The organism is Plectonema cf. radiosum LEGE 06105 (assembly GCF_015207665.1).
Taxonomy (GTDB): Bacteria; Cyanobacteriota; Cyanobacteriia; order Cyanobacteriales; family Nostocaceae; genus Rivularia; species Rivularia radiosa_A.
In genome coordinates, this window is record NZ_JADEWL010000044.1 from 26,874 (window position 1) to 48,099 (window position 21,226).

The following is a 21,226-nucleotide window of genomic DNA, read 5'->3' on the forward strand; positions in this document are numbered from 1 at the left end:
AGGGAATACCCCTTAAGGACAGCCGTAATTTATTAGTTTTATTCAATCAAGGAAAATTATCTTCTATATTGCCTAGATGGTAAAGGGTAAAATCTTCCTTTTTATACCAATTTAGAAAATGATTGCGACAAATGAAATCTTAAAAAGCCGAACTAGCAACTTTTTTAAAATCCAAAATCTCAAATGGTATTACCCTTTTACCAGTAGGATTTATTCATTTATAGAATTGCTTCCATTTCTACTATTTAATGCCTTAGACTTTGCTTTAGGAATTGCATCTGGGTTACGGACTTCCGGTGTATTTGATAGTACGACAACTATACCGCTCCTACCAGTTTGTAAAGTCGCATCACCCATTAAATCTAATACTTTAACTTCCAAAATTTCTTCAATCAGTACTTTGAGTTTGGGTTCTATTGCATCATCCAAGCCAGAACGTACTTGTTCTGCTAACTCTTCTTGTCCTTGATCAACTAATAATTGCTCCGCTGGAGTAATTGAATCTTCCATGACAATTGCTAAAGAGTTATCAAACAGTTGACAGGTGACTTTTGTTGGTCTGTGTCCTAACTGATTGGAATATAAAGCTTGAATCCGCTGTGAAAGCTCTCTTTCTCTTTGTCCTCGAGTTGGAATTGATGTTTTCATTACTATCTATTTATTTAGTTTCAAATATGATTAGACCGCTATCGATAAGCCATTAATTAGGAATTAATGCATTAAAATACTGCTTACCTTGTTTTTGATTTGCTTCTGATATACAAAAAAATGCTAGCAAAAGCCAAACATATCAAAACAACTTGAGTTATCAAAAGCAGTAATATTCAATTTGTTTGCAACCCGTATCCAATTATTATCTATCTAATAGAATATAGCTTAAAAAATTTGAAAACAGCATTCGAGTGGTAGATATTTTCAGGTTAGTGAGTAATTCTAGAGATGTAGATTTTTTTGAAATTAATGAACATTTCCTCTGCTTATTGAATAACTAAGATGGCACAAGGAGCGTGATGAAGTACATGGTTACTGACGCTTCCTAACAAAGCTTCTGCAATTCCGTTATGTCCTTTACGACCTAAAATTATCAAATCTGCTTTCAAATCTTCAGCAATTTGACAAATTTGATAACCAATACTTGTGGTGGATTCATAACATTTATATTCAGCGGAAACACCCCCTAAAGCTGCTTTTTGTTGGTAATAACTTAAATGTTTTTCAGCTTGTTGCTGTTTTGTCAGGCTTGCTTGTTGGATCAACTCCATATTTACCATTGCTGGGGACATGGTAGTTGTAAAAGATGTTTCCGTAAACCCATATCCTCTACCCAAAGCGGTTTGAGACATCATTGCCATTTCCGTAAATTCAGACAAACAATGAATTAGCGTTATTTGCGCTCCGATATTTTGGGCTAAACTTACTGCTTCCGAAAATACAGCTTCATCTCTAGGTGAAAGTTCCAAAGCTACCAAGATTTTTTTAAAGGTCATAATGATTTTTTGTCTTATGTACTTATATTAATTATTAAAATCAACTAACAAGATATCAGACTAATTATAATATTTAATAAGTATAATCAAGCGAAATAATAGAAGTGTCTTCATAAAGACTTACAAGCTGATAATTTCATTCTAAAGATATAGCAATCCGAATTGAGATGTGAGAAAATACGTAGATTAAAAGTTAGGAATAGAGGTTACATTTAAATCACTCCTGGCGACTATAAGTCGCACGGCAGTCGCTCATGGGGGAGACCCCCCCTTCTGCGCGCGGCCTTGGCTACACAGGCAAAACCCGGATGGTGAGCGGGTTGTTTTATAGAGTCCACGCAGGTGGACTTAGGAAGGTGTCGTAGCGGTTTTAACCGCCAGATTATACATAAATTTCTCACAAGTCATTTAGGATTGCTATATATTTTAATCTCTATCTGTAGCATGAGATTTTGTAAAATAAATATATCCTTAGATACTAGCAATTAAATCAGTAAACAATTCACCAAAGATTTGGGTCTGAAGCCTCGTCCTTCTAGGACGGCTTTATATTGATTAATTCATCAATATAATTTCTATGTCAATTGATAACTGATAAGTATTTAAGCAAAATTATTTGTATAATTACTAATCAGCTATATTACTATTCCCTATTCCCTTTTCCCTGTTTCCTTTATTAAAAGTATTTAATCGGACATAATATGATAATTGCTTCCACTGCACGACGAACATATGCTGACCATGATTCAGATGCCGGTGGAAATGCTAAGCCGTAAAGCATCATTCCACTCATCACATCAAATACAAGATTAGCATCTAAATCTGCTCCAACTTCATTTCTCGCTTTCGCTCTTTCAATTACTACAGCAAAAGCTTCCCTTCGCGATCGCAAATATTTTTCTGAATAAATTTGAGCAAATCCAGAGCTACTTAATGCGCTGCTAATAATTGTCGCTACAGTTTGTCTTCCCAAAGAATTAAAAGTAATACGTTCAGCATTCTCAATCAAAGCATCAATATCATCCCAAATATTTCCTGTATCAGGAATGACCACTTCTTCCCTCACACTTTCAATTGACTTTTTGAAACGCGATACGTGAAGCGTCGCTATAAAGGGCTATCGCGCTTTACGTTTGTTTCGAGAGGTCTATATTATGGATGAAACAGTTATAAACTTGCTTGAGTCCATCCCAACCGATATCAAGAAGTTGATAATCGTCATGCTCTGTGTCAAAAAATTATCCAAATTTAAACTTAGTATTCCATACATTAAAAAGACGTTGCAATGCAACGTCTCTACATGATTATTTATTACCTATTTTTTAGTTACAAAATTAGCAAAACTCAATTCATTCACGCGATTCCAGTTATAAAGCTTCTCTCTAAAACCTTGCCATTGTTCGTAAACTTTCTTAAAGGTTGCATCTTTACTTGCACTTTCTTCTAATTCTTCAAGGCTGGCTTTTTGTGCTGCTTGTAAGATATCGTCGCTGTAGGCAACTAATTTTGTACCGCTCTTAGTTAACTCACTTAATGCTTGCCCATTCAAAGCTTCATATCTTGCTAACATATCCATATTCGCTTCATAAGCCGCAGTTTGGAAGATTTGCTTGTATTCCTCTGGTAATTTTTGCCAAGCATTACGGTTAACTAATACGTCTAAACTGGAACCGGGTTCCCACCAACCGGGATAATAATAAAATTGCGCGGCTTTATTTAAACCTAGTTTTTCATCATCGTAAGGGCCAATCCATTCTGCTGCATCAATTGCACCCCTTTCTAAGGCTAAATAAATTTCTCCTCCGGGTAATACTTGGACGTTAACCCCCAAACGAGACATGACTTTCCCACCCAATCCGGGAATCCGCATTTTTAATCCTTTCAAGTCACCAAGGGATTTAATTTCTCGTTTGAACCATCCTCCCATCTGGGTTCCACTATTACCAGCCGGAAAATAAATAATATTAAAATTATCATAAATTTCCTGTATTGCTTTTTGTCCCTCGCCGTGGTATAGCCAAGCATTTTGTTGCTGTGCAGTTAAACCAAAAGGTACGGAGGTTGCAAAGGCTAAAGCGGGGTTTTTACCGATGTAAAAATAACTTGCTGTATGTCCGCATTGTACGGAACCTGTTTGTACAGCATCAAGCACTTCCGTTGCACCTGCTAATTCTCCAGCGGTAGAAGGAGTAATGATAAAACGTCCGTCAGTCATTTCCTTGACGCGCTTGGCAATTGTCTCCGGACCGCTGTAAATTATTAAAGACTCAGGCCAGCTAGTTGCCATTCTCCAGCGGACATTTGGTAAACTCTTGCCTACCGCAGGTCCCTGATTACTACTACAGGAAACAATAGTCGCAGCAGTTGCGGTTGCGATCGCGGTTTTTTTGATGATTTCTCGACGTTTCATGTGATTTGTTGTAAAAAAGCATTCCCAAAGTTGCTGTTGCATTTTAAAACAGTTTGATGGGGAAAATAAGCAATTTTTACACCTATCAAAATAAATGTTACAATTTCTGTTTGTTAGCGAAACCAAAACCTAGCAAACTCAGAAGACCAAATATTAAACTTGGTTCGGGAACGGTTTGATTTTCATTTAAGTTAGAAGCAATCGGAAGTTGACGAATTGTAAAGGAATCGTAGAAATTGTTTCCTTCTAAATCGTCAGGAATATCTAGGGAAAATGTGAAATCCACTGATTCACCTGGCGCTACAGTACCCCCAGACCAGTTAAGATTAAAAGAACCATCGGGATTAACTTGGGCGAATTTTGAGGAAGTCGGTTGAACGTTATTAAAAGTGGGAATTGCGAAGCCGGCAGGAACTAAAATTACCGCTGGGGATGCAAAGTTATCTCCACCTAAAGCATCATCGGATTGAAAACCAATTGCCATATTAAAGCCATCCCAAATAGATTCAGTACTATTTACAACTGTTTCCCTCAGTAAATACTCTGTAATTCCCCCAGATGGCTCAACGAATAATTGGGTGTCGATGGGAGCAATTTCGCGGAAGGTTTTTGGTGTACAGGATAAACCGGGAAAGTTGTTAATTTGATTGCCACTATTATTAGGAAATGGGGTATCTACGGAAGTTTGCACCTGTGGACAAAATACATCCCCTTGACCTGTTCCTGAAGGTGGGCTGATACTGTTAATTATTCTGGCTTGTACTGTGGTGTTAAAGGTTAGGGAGATGGTTAAGGTTGTTGCTAGAGTGGTTATTATTTTGTTCATTAATGATGAAGTTTGTGTTTAAATTCGGTTTGATTTTCATGGTATTCGCTGAGGTTAAAAATTACTAGTGGTTTTGCTGCGATATTTTTGATTTATTTAACCGCAGAGTACGCTGAGTACGCAGAGGAAGAAAGAACAGAGAAATGATACAAGAAGCACTTACTCAGGAAAGTTTTATTGTTGGGTTAAAAGAGCTTGCTAGGAGGGATGAAGATTTTGCGGGGATTCTGGAAAAATGGGGTAATCCGCCAAAATGGGAGGAAAAACCGGGTTTTTCTGGGTTGGTACGGACAATTTTAGGACAACAGGTTTCGGTGGGTTCTGCAAGTGCTACTATGAAGCGTTTATGTGAAACGGTGGTACCACTGACACCTGAGAATTTACTTAAGTTTGATGATATTCAGTTAAAAACCTGTGGAATTAGCCGTCAAAAAATCATTTATCTTAAAGAATTGGCGATCGCAATTTTTAATCAAGATTTAAATTTGCAAGAATTAGCGTTTGCTGACGATATAACGATTAGAAATCAACTCAAGCGGATCAAAGGTATTGGTGATTGGACGGTGGATATATACTTATTAATGTGTTTACAGCGTCCAGATGCCTTTCCTAAAGGTGATTTGGGAGTAATTGTCGCATATCAAAAGCTGAAAAATTTATCAACACGTCCCACACCTGATGACATGGAAATTATAGCCGAAAATTGGCGACCTTGGAGGGCGATCGCTGCAAGGATTTTGTGGAACTTTTATTTAAAAAGTTAGGAGTTAGGAGTTAGGAGTTAGTAATTTATATCTCTCCAATTACCAATTACCAATTACCCATTACCAAATAAATATGATTATTAATCCTGAAGATGTACCAATTGAACAAAGTACAAATTACCCAGAGGAATTCAAGTCCATAGTATCGGGAAGATTTCGTCAGCGGTTGGGAAATTTTGCGGGATTGAATAATTTTGGCGTAAATCTAGTAAAGTTATCTCCTGGAAGCGCTTCAGCATTAAGACATTGGCATTCACATCAAGATGAATTTATTTATATTTTAGAAGGTGAATTGACATTAATTACTGATGCGGGAGAAGAAATTTTAATACCGGGGATGGCTGCTGGATTTCCGGCTAATGAAGCCAACGGACATCATTTAATCAATCGTTCTAATCAAGTTGCAGTTTATTTAGAAGTGGGGGATAGAACTCCGAATGATATTGTAAATTATCCTGATAATGATTTAATTGCGAAACCATCTGATGATGATAAGTCGGTAATTTTTACTCGTAAAGATGATACTAGTTACAAGTAATTATAATTTGATTATATTTTGAAAAAATAGTTGTATTGACTTTAATTATCTTGTTCTAATTGACTCTGGTTATTTGCGCCCAAATCGGTTGATTTATGTTTTTTAGGAGAAAATATAAGCTCGTTCTTTCTATAACTTTGTCTCAAGTATTTTGATGCTATTTTCCATACAATAATACCAACCACTATGCTTATGGAAAAGGAAAATACAAAATGAGGTATGTGAATTGTTCCAATCACAGGTAACTTAGCTACTTCATCTTTCTTTTCTGTTACAGATCCAGCTTCATAACTAGATGCAAAATTTCCCGCACCAGCGATAGCAATACCTAAACTTGTAATTGTAGTTTGCAGTTGTCGTTCTCTATTTGCCTGCTCAATTGCGATTTGTCCTCGGAGTGCGTCAACTACGTTATCAACTAAATCAATACCATGTTGAAAATAGGCTAATTCTGCTGTAAGCTGGTCTTTAAAAGAACGACAAGCCCTTTCTCCAAAAAAGCTTAAAAACCCCACACTTTCATTGGGAGAAAAGCTTTTTATCTCTCGTATTTTGTCATTATAATTTCGAGTATTATCAACTATAGCATTTTGATACTCTTCTATATCTCTCAAAACATTGGCATATCTTACGGACATTTGAGTCAATTCGATTATATCTTGGGATATTTTTATGAGATTAAAATTGTTTTCTCCTGTTTTTAAAGATGAATTTGTAATCATTCCTTCTAGCTTATTTTCTATTTCTTTATTTTTATCCTTTGCGTCCTTTGAATGTGTTCTTGTTTCTTTATAGGCTTGAACAACTTTAGTTCTAAACAAAAATAAATCTAATAACTTGCTATAAAATTTTTCTACAATATTTTTTTCATCTTTATCTTCGATTAACCAAACTAAAACATGAATATAACTGTCTAATTGTCTAAAAATACCATATTCAAAAACTGGTCTACCGAATAATTTACCGGCTCTATTAAAAGCAGGTTTTCTCAAATTTTTATTTTCTATAAATAAAGCATCTAAGTATTCATCAGCAATATGATTTTTTAACCACTCTAAAGATTTTTTTCGGTCTTTTCCGGTTAATTTAGCTGTAATTAATATTGTCTGACCCAAAAATGGACTATTGTTTTCTTGGGATAAAAATAAACAGTTATGGGGATTTAAATTATATTGTTTTATTTCTTGAATAGTAAATTTTTTATTCTCTAATTCCCGTTTGGGATAAAAACTTAAACCCAATGCATAACTTTCATAAAGCCTTAATGGGTAAATTTCAGCTAGAATATCATTTTCCTCTTTAATTGAAATTGGAAAATAATTTTCAATATCATAACTATCTATTTTTTTATCTATGGGAATATCAATAAATTCTGGTTTGTCTTGCTCGGATAATTTCTGATTAATTAAAAGTTCTCCTGATACTTCCTTATTTTCTTCCTGCAAAAAAGCTTTAAGATTCAACTCGTATGATAATTTTGTTCTAACCATGGAATTACACTTTTCCCATAGCCAATCAGGATTTATATTTTTTTCATCTGCTAATAAATCTTCTAATTTAGGAGCGCGAGAATAGGCAAACAAGTGAATTATTGGTAAATAAATTTTACAACCCATTTTTTCAGTTAAGTGATAAAAGTATAAAGCATCAGATACAACCCCTAACTCAGTTATCTACAGCTTCATATAGCCTATTAATTAACTTATTATTACTTAATTAGTAGTGATTACTTTGTATAGAATTTCACTTATGTAATCTTTGTAAGAATATCTTTATAATTTTCTTAGACTGAATAAAATGAATCCTTAACCTTCTACAATGTTAGAAGTACCTATATACAAGTCTAGTTACTACTGATGACTTATCCTCCCGCACCTTGGACGCTCAAAGGTTATGCAGTTCAAACCTTACAATTGGTTAATGTTGAACAAGCCAGCAATTTTATTCCTTCAGAGTTAGAAATAATTTCACTGTTACCAGGAAAAACTTTAGCAAGTGTCTATATATCTTGCTATGAAAGTGGCTCGTTATTGACATACAACGAGTTGATAGTAGTTCCTGGATTTGTACGTTATCAAGGGAAAATTGGAATTTGGGTTTCCCATATTTACGTTGATAATCAAGATTCAGTCGCTGGAGGTAGAGAAATTTGGGGTTTACCCAAAGAAATGGCAGATTTTTCTTGGAATAACGGTAGTGTCAGAGTTAGTCAGAATAACCGCGAATTATGCAGTTTGCGCTATCAAAAAGGTTTGTTTAATTTTTCTACTTGGTGGAAACAAGGATTTAATGGTAGAGCTTTTAGTGGTTTGGGTTCTGAATTACTATGCTTTGAAAGTCAGTTTAAATCACAAATAAGTTTGGTTCAAGGTAAATTAGCAATTCCTCAAGAAAGTCCTTTTGTATCTTTAAATCTAGATAAACCACTGTGTACTTTGAACTTACAAAAGCTAGAATTAATTACAGATGTTCCAAAGGTTGTAGGACAAAAAGCTCTGAAATATAGTTATAGTTGATCAGACAAATCTTTTTGTATTTTTTACCTTGAATTTTCACTAAAAAACTATGAAAGTCAAATATCCAATCAACTTACATAAATGTTCGACATTTATATTTGTTTTAGCATTAATGATAATCTATCAAAACTTTACTATCGGTGCTTGGGTTTATTTAGCACTCCACGGTACTTATGGAATATTATGGCTATTGAAAGACCGAATTTATCCAGATAAACAATGGGAACAAGAAGTTTCCCTAGGAATGGGAATACTTAGTTTTTTCTTCATCAGTTTATATTGGGTAGCACCATTTATTTTAATTAGTAGTGGTTCGATTCCTCCTTCACCTTTAATCGCGGCGGCAATTTCAATTAATATATTAGGAATATTCCTGCACTACAGTAGCGATGCCCAAAAATACTATACTCTCAAATACAAATCTGGTTTGATAACCGAAGGTTTTTTTGCTCGCTGTCGTAATACTAATTATTTAGGAGAAATTTGTATCTATTTTGGTTTTGCTTTATTAGTTCAGCATTGGCTACCATTTGCAATTTTAGGATTATTTGCAGCGATGATTTTCGTTCCTAATATGCTCAAGAAAGATAAGTCTTTATCTCGCTATCCTGAGTTTACAGAATATAAAACAAATTCTGGATTATTGTTACCTAAACTTTGGGTAAATCATTCTCAAAGGGATACTACACAAGTTGGGTGAATTTGAAAAAACCCGACTTTTAAGAATTGACTACACAAGTTGGGTGAAGAAGTCGGGTTTTTAAAATAACTATCTTTAGGACTAGATAAATTTGGAAAAACCCGACTCCTAATGATATTAGTAATACTTTAAAATCTTTTATGAATATAAAAAATAGTTTAAATATTAACGTTTTAGTAACTATAATTCAACGCTTACGACAAACTAAAGAAACTGTAGGAGAAAACCTTTACGATTTTACCGATGATTGGAAACAAACGGCAATTCAAGGTAGTCATAATGCTATGAATGCAGTTACGAATACCGTAGAACAAGCTAAGAATTCTTTACAAGAAAATTTACAACCTCTATCAGTACAAACTGTTGTTACTTCTTCAGTTGCAGATTGGTTTGAACAACATCCAGCATTTTTAAAAGTTATTACATTATTCAATTGGTCAATAAATCATTCTATTATTAGTTTAATTATTATTTTATTTAGCTTAGCTATTTTTTGGAGTTTAATCAAAGCCATAGGTCGTTTAATTGAATCTATTAGCTTATCAATACTGCAAATACCTTTAAAATTATTTCAAGCTTTAATTAAATATAGTTGGTTATGGTTAAGTAAATTATTTAATCATTTTGCAACTAACCAGTTTAGAGATGTAAAAGCATTAAATAACATTTTAGAATATAAATTACAAGATAATACTACTTATAAAATAGTTTCTTCTCATTATAAACAACAAAGATTAAACGATATTTCCGCAAGATTAGAAGAAATTCACAAAGAACAACAAGAACTTTTACAAGAAGCAGCACATATTTTAGATTCGGAAAGAATTAATAATTCCGTTAATTAATTAACTATTGTGATAAACACTCAATTTAAAATCTCGATAGACGCATCAAAGATGAATTCAAAAAACATCAAATCTAGAGAATCAGTAAATATTGAAAGAAGTCTCGGTTACTTTCACCAAGACTTCAAATAAATTGATTAAATTGAAAATATAAACCCAAATACTTATCCAAAATTCCTGAACAAACTTACCCAAAGAATTCCAGTTACTCCTATACCAATTAAAAGATTGGTAAAAAATTTACCCAATTCAGTTTGCTCTCCCAATAGCTTATCATCTTTACCTGCTGTCAAAAATAAAGACCAAGCTTGATTTACATTAATCGCTGCAAAATTGTTAAAATCTGGTCGAAAAACAACGGAACCAAGTAAATCTTTTTTAGGAAAATCAAAATCAGTTTTCATAGTAAGTTATCCTCTATTGTTATCTATCTATTAACTACAATTCCTATAAACTAGTTAACCATCCAATAAAGCTCCGTCCGCTTAAAAGCTCCACAGCAATCATTGAAACAAAGCCAATCATTGCAAGGCGACCATTCAGCTTCTCTGCATATTCAGTAAAACCGACTCTTGATGTCTCGTCAACATAAACTTTTGGTTCAACCGCAAAATTATTCAGTTGACCTAGTTCGTTACTCGTAAAACCTCTACTTATCATGTTTTTATCCTTAATCTGCGTTTCTTGTTAACTAATGTAACATTATGTAAATTTTTATTAAAAGCTGTAACAACCGTACATAGTTGTAGGGGATACCGAAATGGCGAGCTTGGTATCCAGAAAACTGCTTAGATGAATATCTAATTATTTTCCTAGTCGTTAAAAGAAATATTGAGATAAGTAAATACTTCTTGTTTGAGTTCAGGATGATTTTTTGGGAATTATGGTGATTTTGTGAAGATTTTGGGAAACCTAAATATTAGACCTTTTGATGTAGTAAATCTTTGTTTTGTCTAAAACAAGGTTAAGAGATAAAAATGAAACTCTTTTATTTTTATTTTCATCTCTTTTTCTAGCTTTCTAAACTTAGAAAGTTTGAATAATATTAGAGATGACAACTGAGTTGGAGGTAAAACACATAATTAATTGTTTCTAGTGTTCCCAGTTTTGAGGTGGTTAGTTGATGAGTAGCATTAATGTTGAGAAATTTTTAACTCAAAAAGATATTACTTACCTGATAAAAAATATTTTTGCAACCGAGAAAACACCTTTGTATATCATGAATAGTGATGGCAAAGTTATCCATGGTGAATATCAAAAAGAATTAATCGAGAAATATCCGGTTGAATTATTCGATAAAATATTTGCTTGGGTAGTTGGTGATTCCAGAGCTTTAGTAGTTTCTCAATTGCTTTCTTTTTTGATTAAACAAGAGTTGGAAAAAAAGTCATTAGCTAAGGAGTTATTAGAAAGATATGAAGAAATTGATTTATTTGATGAACTATCTACACAGATTACAAATAGTTTAAATTTAAATCAAATTGCTCAATTAGTCTTAGAAAGAATTAGTACAATAATTGAATGTAATATTGGTGTTTTTTTGTTATTAGAACCTCAAACTGGTCAACTTCAACCTCTTTATCAATTTGGTAATATTAGCTCTTTTGAGTTTCCTATAACATTGGGTGAAGGTATTATAAGTGAGATAATTAAAAGAGGTAAAGGAGAGATAATCAACAATCTTTGTGACAGTTTAATATGCCCTACAAATGATAAACCAATTAGTTCATTAATTTGCGTTCCTTTGAAGAATAAAGAGGAAGTAATTGCTGCGATTGCTGTTGCTAGTCAAGCAAGAATTAACTATACCACAGAAGATTTGAAAGTCCTTAATATATTTGCCGTTCAAGCGGCGATCGCCATTGAGAAAGCGCTATTATACGAACAAAGTTTAAATGCTGCGAAATGCGCTCAACAACAAGCAAAAGAGTTACAACAAACCTTAGATAAATTGCAGCAAACCCAAGCTCAATTAGTACACAGTGAAAAAATGTCTAGTTTGGGACAAATGGTAGCTGGAATTGCTCATGAAATCAATAATCCAGTTAATTTTATTAAAGGTAATATTGGTTATGGCTTTAATTATGCTCAAGATTTAATTGATTTGGTAAGTCTATATCAAAAAAATTATCCCCAACCAATAGCAGAAATTGAAGACAAAATTGAGGATATAAATTTTAATTTTATTAAGGAAGATTTTATCCAATTATTTAATTCCATGAAAGTAGGAGTTAACCGAATTAAAGATATTGTGCGTTCTTTAGGGATTTTTTCTCACCTTGATAAAGCAGAAATAAAACCCGTTGATATTCATGAAGGTATTGATGGAACTTTGTTAATTTTACGTCATCGTTTGGATGGAAATGAAAAACGAAAATCCATCGAGATAGTTAAAGAATATGGTGAAATACCTTTAGTAAGCTGTTATGCAGGACAGTTAAATCAAGTATTTATGAATATCATTAGTAATGCTATTGATGCTTTACAAGAAAAGGGAAATTTGATTTTAATTCGTACTCAAATGATTGGTAATAACTGGGTAAATATTTCTATTATAGATAATGGTCCAGGAATTGCAGAAGATATTCAGAAAAAGCTATATGACCCATTTTTTACGACAAAAGAAGTTGGTAAAGGTACCGGATTAGGTATGGCAATTAGCTATCAAATTATAGTAGAAAAACATGGTGGACTTATCAAATGTCTATCAGAATTAGGCAAGGGAACAGAATTTTGTATTCAGATCCCGATTGAACCAAATCCAGAGAATTTATCTAAAAATTTGGAAATATAATTTTTTTTTCGTTTGATTGTTATTTTTGGAAATTTAATGGGAAAACTCTTAATAAGTTATTTTATTGATACTAAAAACATGAAATTAAATAGTTTATTCAACTCGAAATCTATCTACAGCTTAAACTATAAATTGTTCAAAAATCTGAAAATCAATCGCAAAATTTCCCTAGGATATGCTGTTGCTTTTGGGATTTCTATATTCGGAACTGTCTTAGGAGTGATAATTGGCAATGAATGGGAAAAACAAGCTTTGGAACAAGAAGAATACGCTTTAATTAATACTAATTCTCTTCATCGTTTGCAAACAGGAGTTTTACAAGTAAGAACCCATCAACAACAACTAATTCCGTTAAGCAAGCAGCCAGAAAAATTTGAAGAAGAATATGCTCATATTATTAAACATTCAGCAGCTATTCAAAAAGGTTGGTCAGAAATTAAATTGATTAAAGCACAAGAAAACTATTACTCACAACAAGAAATATCAAAATTAGAAAAATTTATCCAATCCTATGAAGGAGTATCAGGAAAATATTTACAATCATTAAATCAACTAGTAAACAAAAATCCAGTTACTAACTTAGATTCCGCAGAAAAAATTACAACTGCTCAAACTCAACTTTTAGAATTTACTAATAGTGATGTAGCAATTAGATTCGATGAAATTTCCGACAGTTTAACTGAAATAATCAATATTTTTTATAAACAAATCATACAAGCAAAAAAGAACTTAAATCAAGCAATTTTATTTCGTAATTGGATTATCTTTAGCAGTCTTTTCCTATCTATTATTATAAAATTTTTATTAGCTAGAAAAATTAGTTGGGCAATATCTTCTCCTATTATTGAACTAACCAATGTTGCGAAAAAAGTAACGCAGTCAGAAAATTTCGACTTACAAGTTCCGATTACTACAGAAGATGAAATTGGTATTTTAGCATTTTCTTTTAACCATCTGATTAATCGAGTCAAGCAACTGTTAAAAGAACAAGCAGCAAATACAGCACATTTAAACGCAATTATTGATAACCTTGCAGATGGTTTATTAGTCAGCGATATTAACGGTAAAATAATTAATTACAATCCTGCTATTACTAAAATGTTTGGTTTGAGGGATGTAGATATCAAAGGAATCTCCTGTCAAGAATTTCTTCCTGAAATTATAGAATTGGTAAACAATAGTCAGCAAAACCCTACAGCAGTTTTTACAAAAGAATTACAACTAAATGAAAAGCAAATTGCGAAAGCATCTGTCACTGCAATTTTAGAAACTAATTGTAACGAGTCTTATTGTAAATCCTTTGGTTCAGTTATTCTCGTTAGAGATATTACTCAAGAAAAAGAAATTGATGCAATGAAGACAGATTTTATTTCTACCGTTTCTCACGAGTTACGAACTCCTTTAACTTCTGTATTAGGATTTGCATCTATCATTCAAGAAAAACTAGAAGAAGATGTCTTTCCTTTTCTACCTGTGGAAAATCGCAAAACTAACAAAACTATCAGAAGAGTAAAAGACAATATTAATATTATTATCTCTGAAGCTGAGCGTCTAACTGCTTTAATCAACGATGTACTAGATATTGCAAAAATGGAAGCAGGAAAGCTTGATTGGAAGCAAGAAGCAATAAGTATTGACAAATTAATTGAGCGTTCTTTAGCTGCTATATCCGCTTTATTTACAACCAAAAATTTAGAGTTAATCACAAATATTGAACCAGAATTACCGCAAATTATTGGCGATGAAAACCGTCTGATACAAGTTTTAATTAATCTCATATCAAATGCTATTAAATTTACTCATGAAGGTTCTATTACCTGTAGTGCTAAACTAATTAATAGTAATATTGTTGTCAGTATAATTGATACAGGTAATGGTATAGCATTAGAAGACCAAGCAAAAGTATTTGATAAATTCAAACAAGTAGGAGAAACCCTCACCGACAAACCCCAAGGTACGGGTTTAGGATTACCAATTTGCAAACAAATTATTGAACATCATGGTGGTAATATTTGGGTAGAAAGTGAATTAGGGAAAGGTAGTACTTTTGCATTTTCTATCCCAATTAAAATTAATGTCATTAACCAGTTTGAACAGATTGTCAATTTAAATACTATTGTTCAACAGTTACAAGAACATTCTACTAATAATAATCTGACTTATGACCGTCAAAAAACTATTTTAGTGGTTGATGACGATGCGAATATTCGTGAATTGCTCAGACAATCTTTACAAAATCAAGGTTATGCAGTCAGAGAAGCTACAGATGGTTTAGATGCAATTTATCAAATTAAAGCTGATAAACCAGATTTAATTATACTTGATGTTATGATGCCTCAAATTAATGGCTTTGATACCGCTGCAATTATCAAAAATGACCCTACTAAAATGGATATTCCCATTATTATGTTATCTATCTTTGAAGATAAAGAAAGAGGATATAGATTGGGTATTGATAGATATATGACCAAACCAATTGATAACAATAAGTTAATGAAAGAAATTGGCTTATTACTATCTCAAGGTACATCAGCGAAAAAAGTTTTAGTAGTAGATACAACTGCTTCAACTTTATTAACTTTATCTCAAATTCTCAAAACACAAGGTTACAACGTTGTGGAAGCGTCTAATGGTGAAGAATGTATAGAAAAAGCTTTATCTGTCAAACCTGATATGATTATTGTTGATTCCGTTTTATCACAAGAACACGATTTAGTCAAAACATTACGATTTGAAAAAGGTTTAGAAAATTTATTTTTTATTTTATTAGGTGATACTGACAAATAAGATTTATGCTGATTTTTTATTCATATAATGTCCAGTTAAATGCTTGTAATAAAGAAAGTAGGGAATAGGGAATAATAACTAACCATTCGGGTTCGATATTATAGTTTAAATAAGTGGAAGTAACAGGTATTTATGGAAAAGAAAATTTTAATTGTCGATGACGAAGCAAATATTCGCATCTTAATGGAACAAGTCTTAGAAAAATTAGAAGATGAAGGTGTTGAATTACTTATTGCAGAAAATGGACAAGAAGCTTTAGAAATAATTGAAAATCAGAAACCTGATTTAGTTTTTCTAGATATAATGATGCCGAAAATGAACGGTTTAGATGTATGTCGAACTGTAAAAAAAGAATTACAAATTCCAGATATTTATATTATTATTTTGACAGCCAAAGGGCAAGAAAATGATAAAGAGAAAGGCTTAGAAGTTGGTGCTGATTTATATATGACTAAGCCTTTTCGCCCCAAAGCAATTTTAGAAAAATCACGGGAAGTATTAGGAATTTAACTGTTAAAACGTTGTGGAGAAAATTGACAAACAATATCATCTTCATTGCCAGCCAGATAATTCGCAAAACGTCGCGCTAATGGTGGAATAATTACTAAAGGATTGCTGAAGCCAGAAAAAATATGAATATTATGATGATGATTATTTTGGGTAACAGCACCAATCAAAGGTAAGTTATCTTTACTAAAAGTTACTAAACAATGATTCCAAGTTCCCGATATATTTTCTAATCTAGGTAATACGTTACCGATATTGTCTCGTAATACTGCTTCACTTTTTGTAGAATCTACATCAGCATGAGGATTTGGATTAATATAGCTAATTTGTCCTAATCGTAAACTACCATCTTGAAATTGAACTGCACCTACGTCTAAAATCCAACCAAGTTGATGATTACTTTCATTCCATAATTTATCATCTTTAGTAGAGTCAGCTTCTAGTTGAAAACGTTGAAGATTTGCTGGCATAATTAATGTATGTAAATGAAAATCTACGGGTGCAGTTTCGATTATTTCCGCATGGGTAAAATACAGTTGGATAGGAATACCAGATGTTTGAAGTAACTGTCTGCTAAATCCACCCGCACAAACTACAATATTTTTACAATGAAAGGTATCGGTATTTGTTTTAACTGATAAATTATTTTCCTCTATCTCTAAAACTTGGCTAATTTGCATTTTACCCCCAGCAAGTAAAAATGCTTTGATATAAGCTTGTGTTGTTTTTTCTGGATGAATATGTCCGTGTTTTACAGTTAAAGCACCAGATATTGCTTCTCTATTTAATAAAGGTTCCAATTCACAAGCTTGATTAATATTGAGTAATTGTGGAGGTGTGACAACACTTTGGTAAAATGCAGCAATTTCCTGTGGATTACTATCTCTAGAAACTGTTAATAATAAATCTAATTCGCGAAATTGAATATCAGTATTTAATTCTTGAGATAATGTTTGATAAAGTTTTTTTGACTCATTACATAATTGACGAGTTAAAGGATTTGTACCGCTCCAAAAAGCCAACCCACCGTAACTATAGCGAGTAGCATTTTCCGGTGTAGTATGTTGTTCTAATAAGAGTACTGAAAATCCTTTTGTTACTAATTCGTAACTAAGTGCAGCACCCGCAATTCCAGCACCGATAATAATAATATCGTAGGTTTTCATAGGAAAATAGGAAGTAGGGAGTAGGGAGTAGGAAAAAAATCATAGAAGTCGGGTTTTTACAATCTTATATCGATAAAACCAAAAAATAATCATCAAAACCCGACTTCTTACCCCACGACTTATAACCACAATCAATATTTATCGCAGCGTCACACACCTTACAAAAATATTAATTCACATTAATTAGTTAGAAACAACATGACATCACCTTCTTTAACAATATAATTTTTTCCTTCAGCGCGAACTAAACCTTTTTCTTTCGCAGAAGCGAGGGAACCAGAGGAAACTAAATCATTGTAACTAACGGTTTCTGCACGAATAAATCCTTTTTCAAAATCGCTATGAATTACACCTGCTGCTTGCGGTGCTGACATTCCAGCTTTGATTGTCCAAGCACGAGTTTCTTTCTCACCAGATGTAAAATAAGTCCGCAAACCTAATAAATCGTAAGTAGCGCGAATCAAAGATTTCAAACCACCTTCTTTGACACCCAAAGATTCGAGAAAATCAAGTCTTTCTTCTTCCGATAATTCCACTAGTTCCGATTCTACCTGTGCGGAAACTATTACTACCTGAGCATTTTCTTGAGATGCAATTTTTCGCACTTCTTCGACATATTCATTCCCAGTTGCCAAATCATCTTCGGAAACATTTGCAGCGTAAATAATCGATTTAGCACTCAGCAGTGTCAAAGGTTTAATTATTTCTGCTTCTTCTTCAGTTAACTCGATTTGACGAACCGATTTACCTTCATTTAACTCAGCTGCAACCTTTTCCAACACCGACATTTCATATTGAGCATCTTTATTCGCTCGCGCTTGTTTGCGAGTCCGATCCATGCGACGCTCAACTTGCGATAAATCTGCTAAAATCAACTCTAAATTAATAACTTCAATATCTCTAGCAGGTCCAACGGAACCAGAAACATGAATTACATCATCATTATCAAAACAACGTACCACATGAACGATCGCATCAGTTTCCCTGATATTGGATAAAAACTGGTTTCCCAATCCCTCACCCTTACTAGCACCCTTAACCAAACCAGCAATATCCACAAACTCAACACGAGCGGGTACAATTTGCTTTGCAGAGGAAATCTTCGCTAAAACTTCTAACCGTTCATCCGGTACCGATACAATACCGACATTCGGTTCAATAGTACAAAAAGGAAAATTAGCTGCTTCAGCCTTAGCATTAGCCACCACAGCATTAAATAAAGTAGATTTTCCCACATTCGGAAGTCCGACAATACCGGCTCTTAGCATTTTGGATTTTAGATTTTAGATTTATAACTCACAGGTTATCTTAAATCCAACAGCAATTTGTTTCAATTCTATTTGGTTATTGAGCCGAAGGGGCTTGTTCAACTTTTCACCTCAGAGCAAGGGAGTAAAATATCTTCAGGTAAAAGGGAATTAAAGTCATCTGGTACAATAAACTTCCCTCGATCTTGTCCCAAACTAGACCGTCAATCATTAGTAATCTAAAGTATGAATCCAATAATAGTAATTGGTGGTGGACTCGCTGGAACTGAAGCAGCATGGCAAATAGCCAACGCTGGAGTTCCAGTAATTTTTTATGAAATGCGTCCGCAACGTTTCGGAGGAGCGCATCATACGGAGCATTTAGCCGAATTAGTATGTAGTAATTCCTTTGGAGCAATGGCAACTGATAGAGCCGCTGGTTTGCTACACGAAGAACTACGCCGTCTCGGTTCTATCGTGATTTCCAAAGCCGACGAGCATCAAGTCCCCGCAGGTGGAGCCTTAGCGGTTGATAGAGGTGTATTTAGTCAAGATTTGACAGAAACTCTCAGCAGCCATCCTTTAATTGACTTTCGCCGGGAAGAATTACGAGAAATTCCGGAAGGTATTGTAGTCTTAGCAACCGGACCTTTAACCAGTCCCGATTTAGCAGCAGATTTGAGCCGCTTTACCGGGATGGAATATCTCAGCTTTTTTGATGCTGCCAGTCCCATAGTTGTGGGAGAATCGATTAATTATGACGTTGCCTTCATGGCATCCCGATACGATAAAGGTGAAGCAGCTTATCTCAACTGTCCCATGAATAAACAGCAATATCTGCGATTTTGGTCAGAATTGCGTCAAGCTGAACAAATTGAATTAAAAGGCTTTGAACGAGAAAACGCCAAATTTTTTGAAGCTTGTTTACCCATTGAAGAACAAGCGCAACGGGGGGAAGATACCATGCGTTATGGTCCCCTCAAACCAGTAGGTTTGACTCCTCCTTCAACTGCGGGATGGAGTGATGATTCTCCTGACAAACCAACTCCAGAAGGAGAAGAAGTTAAAAAGCAACGTCCTTACGCAGTTGTTCAGTTACGTCAAGAAGACAAAGCTGGTAAACTGTGGAACATGGTTGGATTCCAAACAAACCTACGTTGGGGAGAACAAAAGCGGATATTCCAGATGATACCCGGTTTAGAAAATGCCGAATTTGTGCGATTGGGAGTAATGCATCGTAACACCTTTATTAATGCACCCCAATTAATGATTCCCACACTACAATTTAAATCACGTCCCACCTTACTAGCTGCCGGACAGATTATTGGTACCGAAGGATACAGCGCTGCATCCGCCGGAGGTTGGTTAGCGGGAACAAACGCCGCCCGAATCGCTTTAGGAAAAGAACCCCTAACCATGCCCAACACAACTATGATGGGAGCGCTATTTGACTTCATCAGTTCCGCATCTCCCAAACACTTCCAACCAATGCCCCCTAACTTCGGTATATTACCGGACTTAGGAGTAAAAATAAAGAACAAACCCGAACGTTACGGAAAATATCGCGATCGCGCTTTGGAGCAGTTAGCAATTATCAGGGATAGAGTTAGGAGTGAGGAGTTAGTTGACAGTTGACAGTTGACAGTTCTTATTTATTTTTCCCCCGAACCCCATACCCCCCTTCGGGTTGCGCCACTTCTCTCAACGGTCGTGTTCCTCCGCACGAGAGTGGCTTACCATCTCCCCATCCCTAAAGCTCAACACCCTAGATTAAATGAACGAATCCGAACGCTATTTATTTGATTTACAAGGATTCTTAGTTGTTGAAGATGTTCTTAGCAACCAAGAAATTGCTGCTTTGAAGGAATTGGTAGACGAGCAAGTTGCGATCGCAAATCAACCGCAAGCAGCTAAATTAAGGTTTGATAGTTTGCTTTCGTGGGGGAAACCTTTCCGCAGTTTGATCGATAACCCCCGAATAACTCCTTATTTATCTGAGTTATTAGGAGGAAAATTTCGTTTAGACCACGATTACCTTCATATTATCCGTCAAGGGCTTGGTCCCATTGGCTGTTATTTGCACGGTGGAGGAACTCCCTACGATCCAACCCAGTATTACTCATTCCGCAACGGTGGAATTTACAATGGTTTGCTAGCGGTTGCTTACGAATTAAATGATGTACATCCCGGTGATGGGGGATTTGCTTGTATTCCCGGTAGTCACAAAAGTAATTTACCCTGTCCCCAATCATGGCTTAATTTAGAACTGCCCAAAAGTTGCGTAAAATCAGTTACCGTTAAAGCTGGAAACGCCATTATATTTACTGAAGCTTTAACTCACGGAACCCTTCCTTGGCAAGGAACAAATGAGCGTAGAACATTATTTTATAAATATTCTCCTCATTCATATGCATGGTTGAGAAACTACTATAATCCCGATGATTTTACAGATTTAACTCCATGCCAACGAGGAATTCTTAAAACACCCGGAGTTTACCCTTGAAATCAGTTATCAGTTATCAGTTATCAGTTATCAGTTATCAGTGATCAGTTAATTTTCAACTGTCAACTGTAAACTAACTCCTCACTCCTAGTAAGATATTTTTCCATTGCGTAATTTCAGTTATCAGTTATCAGTT

The 21,226-nt window shown here is 34.3% G+C and carries 20 protein-coding genes and 1 pseudogene; 10 read left to right on the top strand and 11 right to left on the bottom strand.

Annotated features, from left to right (window positions below; genetic code table 11):
- Positions 1-210: 210 nt before the first annotated feature.
- The 6 genes and pseudogenes from IQ247_RS14730 to IQ247_RS14755 form a co-directional block, all read right to left on the bottom strand.
- Positions 211-648, bottom strand: a complete 438-nt coding sequence (locus IQ247_RS14730) for a Na-translocating system protein MpsC family protein (RefSeq protein ID WP_193921166.1) — start codon at positions 646-648, stop codon at positions 211-213.
- Positions 649-977: 329 nt separating this feature from the next.
- Complete coding sequence (locus tag IQ247_RS14735; RefSeq protein WP_193921167.1) at positions 978-1,487, bottom strand: universal stress protein; 510 nt, start codon at positions 1,485-1,487, stop codon at positions 978-980.
- A gap of 676 nt (positions 1,488-2,163) precedes the next feature.
- Positions 2,164-2,553, bottom strand: a complete 390-nt coding sequence (locus tag IQ247_RS14740; RefSeq protein ID WP_322745507.1) for a TetR-like C-terminal domain-containing protein — start codon at positions 2,551-2,553, stop codon at positions 2,164-2,166.
- 61 nt (positions 2,554-2,614) lie between these two features.
- Positions 2,615-2,710: pseudogene (locus IQ247_RS14745) on the bottom strand (hypothetical protein); the annotation flags it as partial.
- 92 nt (positions 2,711-2,802) lie between these two features.
- Positions 2,803-3,897 (bottom strand): TRAP transporter substrate-binding protein, encoded by a 1,095-nt coding sequence (locus IQ247_RS14750; protein WP_193921205.1) that lies wholly within the window; start codon positions 3,895-3,897, stop codon positions 2,803-2,805.
- Between the two features lie 97 nt (positions 3,898-3,994).
- Positions 3,995-4,723: a PEP-CTERM sorting domain-containing protein gene (locus IQ247_RS14755; protein WP_193921168.1), complete on the bottom strand. Its 729-nt coding sequence runs from the start codon at positions 4,721-4,723 to the stop codon at positions 3,995-3,997.
- A 143-nt stretch (positions 4,724-4,866) separates the two neighbouring features.
- Here IQ247_RS14755 and IQ247_RS14760 point away from each other — a divergent pair, with 143 nt between their 5' ends.
- The gene (locus IQ247_RS14760) at positions 4,867-5,487 is read left to right on the top strand and encodes a DNA-3-methyladenine glycosylase family protein (protein ID WP_193921169.1); all 621 of its coding nucleotides are present in this window, start codon (positions 4,867-4,869) and stop codon (positions 5,485-5,487) included.
- 73 nt (positions 5,488-5,560) lie between these two features.
- Positions 5,561-6,025, top strand: a complete 465-nt coding sequence (locus tag IQ247_RS14765; RefSeq protein ID WP_193921171.1) for a cupin domain-containing protein — start codon at positions 5,561-5,563, stop codon at positions 6,023-6,025.
- A gap of 41 nt (positions 6,026-6,066) precedes the next feature.
- Here the strand turns inward: IQ247_RS14765 and IQ247_RS14770 are convergent, their stop codons facing one another.
- Positions 6,067-7,641 (bottom strand): hypothetical protein, encoded by a 1,575-nt coding sequence (locus tag IQ247_RS14770; RefSeq protein WP_193921173.1) that lies wholly within the window; start codon positions 7,639-7,641, stop codon positions 6,067-6,069.
- A 240-nt stretch (positions 7,642-7,881) separates the two neighbouring features.
- On the opposite strand from IQ247_RS14770, the gene IQ247_RS14775 reads away from it, so the two are divergent.
- The 3 genes from IQ247_RS14775 (at position 7,882) to IQ247_RS14785 (ending at position 10,086) form a co-directional block, all read left to right on the top strand.
- Positions 7,882-8,541 (top strand): acetoacetate decarboxylase family protein, encoded by a 660-nt coding sequence (locus tag IQ247_RS14775; protein WP_193921175.1) that lies wholly within the window; start codon positions 7,882-7,884, stop codon positions 8,539-8,541.
- 49 nt (positions 8,542-8,590) lie between these two features.
- Positions 8,591-9,241, top strand: coding sequence for a methyltransferase family protein (locus IQ247_RS14780; protein WP_193921177.1), 651 nt, complete (start codon positions 8,591-8,593; stop codon positions 9,239-9,241).
- A gap of 140 nt (positions 9,242-9,381) precedes the next feature.
- Positions 9,382-10,086, top strand: coding sequence for a hypothetical protein (locus IQ247_RS14785; RefSeq protein WP_193921179.1), 705 nt, complete (start codon positions 9,382-9,384; stop codon positions 10,084-10,086).
- 164 nt (positions 10,087-10,250) lie between these two features.
- Here IQ247_RS14785 and IQ247_RS14790 read toward each other — a convergent pair whose 3' ends face one another.
- On the bottom strand, positions 10,251-10,490 hold the full coding sequence (locus tag IQ247_RS14790; RefSeq protein WP_193921181.1) for a hypothetical protein: 240 nt from the start codon (positions 10,488-10,490) through the stop codon (positions 10,251-10,253).
- A gap of 43 nt (positions 10,491-10,533) precedes the next feature.
- Complete coding sequence (locus IQ247_RS14795) at positions 10,534-10,746, bottom strand: CAB/ELIP/HLIP family chlorophyll-binding protein (RefSeq protein ID WP_193921183.1); 213 nt, start codon at positions 10,744-10,746, stop codon at positions 10,534-10,536.
- A 463-nt stretch (positions 10,747-11,209) separates the two neighbouring features.
- Here IQ247_RS14795 and IQ247_RS14800 point away from each other — a divergent pair, with 463 nt between their 5' ends.
- The 3 genes from IQ247_RS14800 to IQ247_RS14810 all read left to right on the top strand — a co-directional run bounded on the left by IQ247_RS14800 (position 11,210) and on the right by IQ247_RS14810 (position 16,177).
- Positions 11,210-12,880 (top strand): GAF domain-containing sensor histidine kinase, encoded by a 1,671-nt coding sequence (locus IQ247_RS14800; RefSeq protein ID WP_193921185.1) that lies wholly within the window; start codon positions 11,210-11,212, stop codon positions 12,878-12,880.
- A gap of 78 nt (positions 12,881-12,958) precedes the next feature.
- The gene (locus IQ247_RS14805; protein WP_228059750.1) at positions 12,959-15,667 is read left to right on the top strand and encodes a response regulator; all 2,709 of its coding nucleotides are present in this window, start codon (positions 12,959-12,961) and stop codon (positions 15,665-15,667) included.
- A 132-nt stretch (positions 15,668-15,799) separates the two neighbouring features.
- On the top strand, positions 15,800-16,177 hold the full coding sequence (locus IQ247_RS14810; protein ID WP_193921189.1) for a response regulator: 378 nt from the start codon (positions 15,800-15,802) through the stop codon (positions 16,175-16,177).
- Here IQ247_RS14810 and IQ247_RS14815 read toward each other — a convergent pair.
- Both IQ247_RS14815 and ychF read right to left on the bottom strand, forming a co-directional pair.
- Positions 16,174-17,340 carry an NAD(P)/FAD-dependent oxidoreductase gene (locus IQ247_RS14815; RefSeq protein WP_193921191.1) on the bottom strand — a complete coding sequence of 389 codons (1,167 nt, stop codon included), beginning with the start codon at positions 17,338-17,340 and terminating at the stop codon, positions 16,174-16,176. The two genes, IQ247_RS14810 and IQ247_RS14815, sit on opposite strands and share 4 nt — an antisense overlap.
- 179 nt (positions 17,341-17,519) lie before the next feature.
- The gene (gene ychF / locus IQ247_RS14820; RefSeq protein ID WP_193921193.1) at positions 17,520-18,608 is read right to left on the bottom strand and encodes a redox-regulated ATPase YchF; all 1,089 of its coding nucleotides are present in this window, start codon (positions 18,606-18,608) and stop codon (positions 17,520-17,522) included.
- A 225-nt stretch (positions 18,609-18,833) separates the two neighbouring features.
- Between ychF and trmFO the strand changes: the two genes are divergently transcribed.
- Both trmFO and IQ247_RS14830 read left to right on the top strand, forming a co-directional pair.
- Positions 18,834-20,222: an FADH(2)-oxidizing methylenetetrahydrofolate--tRNA-(uracil(54)-C(5))-methyltransferase TrmFO gene (gene trmFO / locus IQ247_RS14825; protein WP_193921195.1), complete on the top strand. Its 1,389-nt coding sequence runs from the start codon at positions 18,834-18,836 to the stop codon at positions 20,220-20,222.
- A gap of 139 nt (positions 20,223-20,361) precedes the next feature.
- A complete protein-coding gene (locus tag IQ247_RS14830; protein WP_193921196.1) occupies positions 20,362-21,090 on the top strand; it encodes a phytanoyl-CoA dioxygenase family protein in 729 nt (242 codons plus the stop codon).
- The last annotated feature ends 136 nt before the right edge of the window (positions 21,091-21,226 follow it).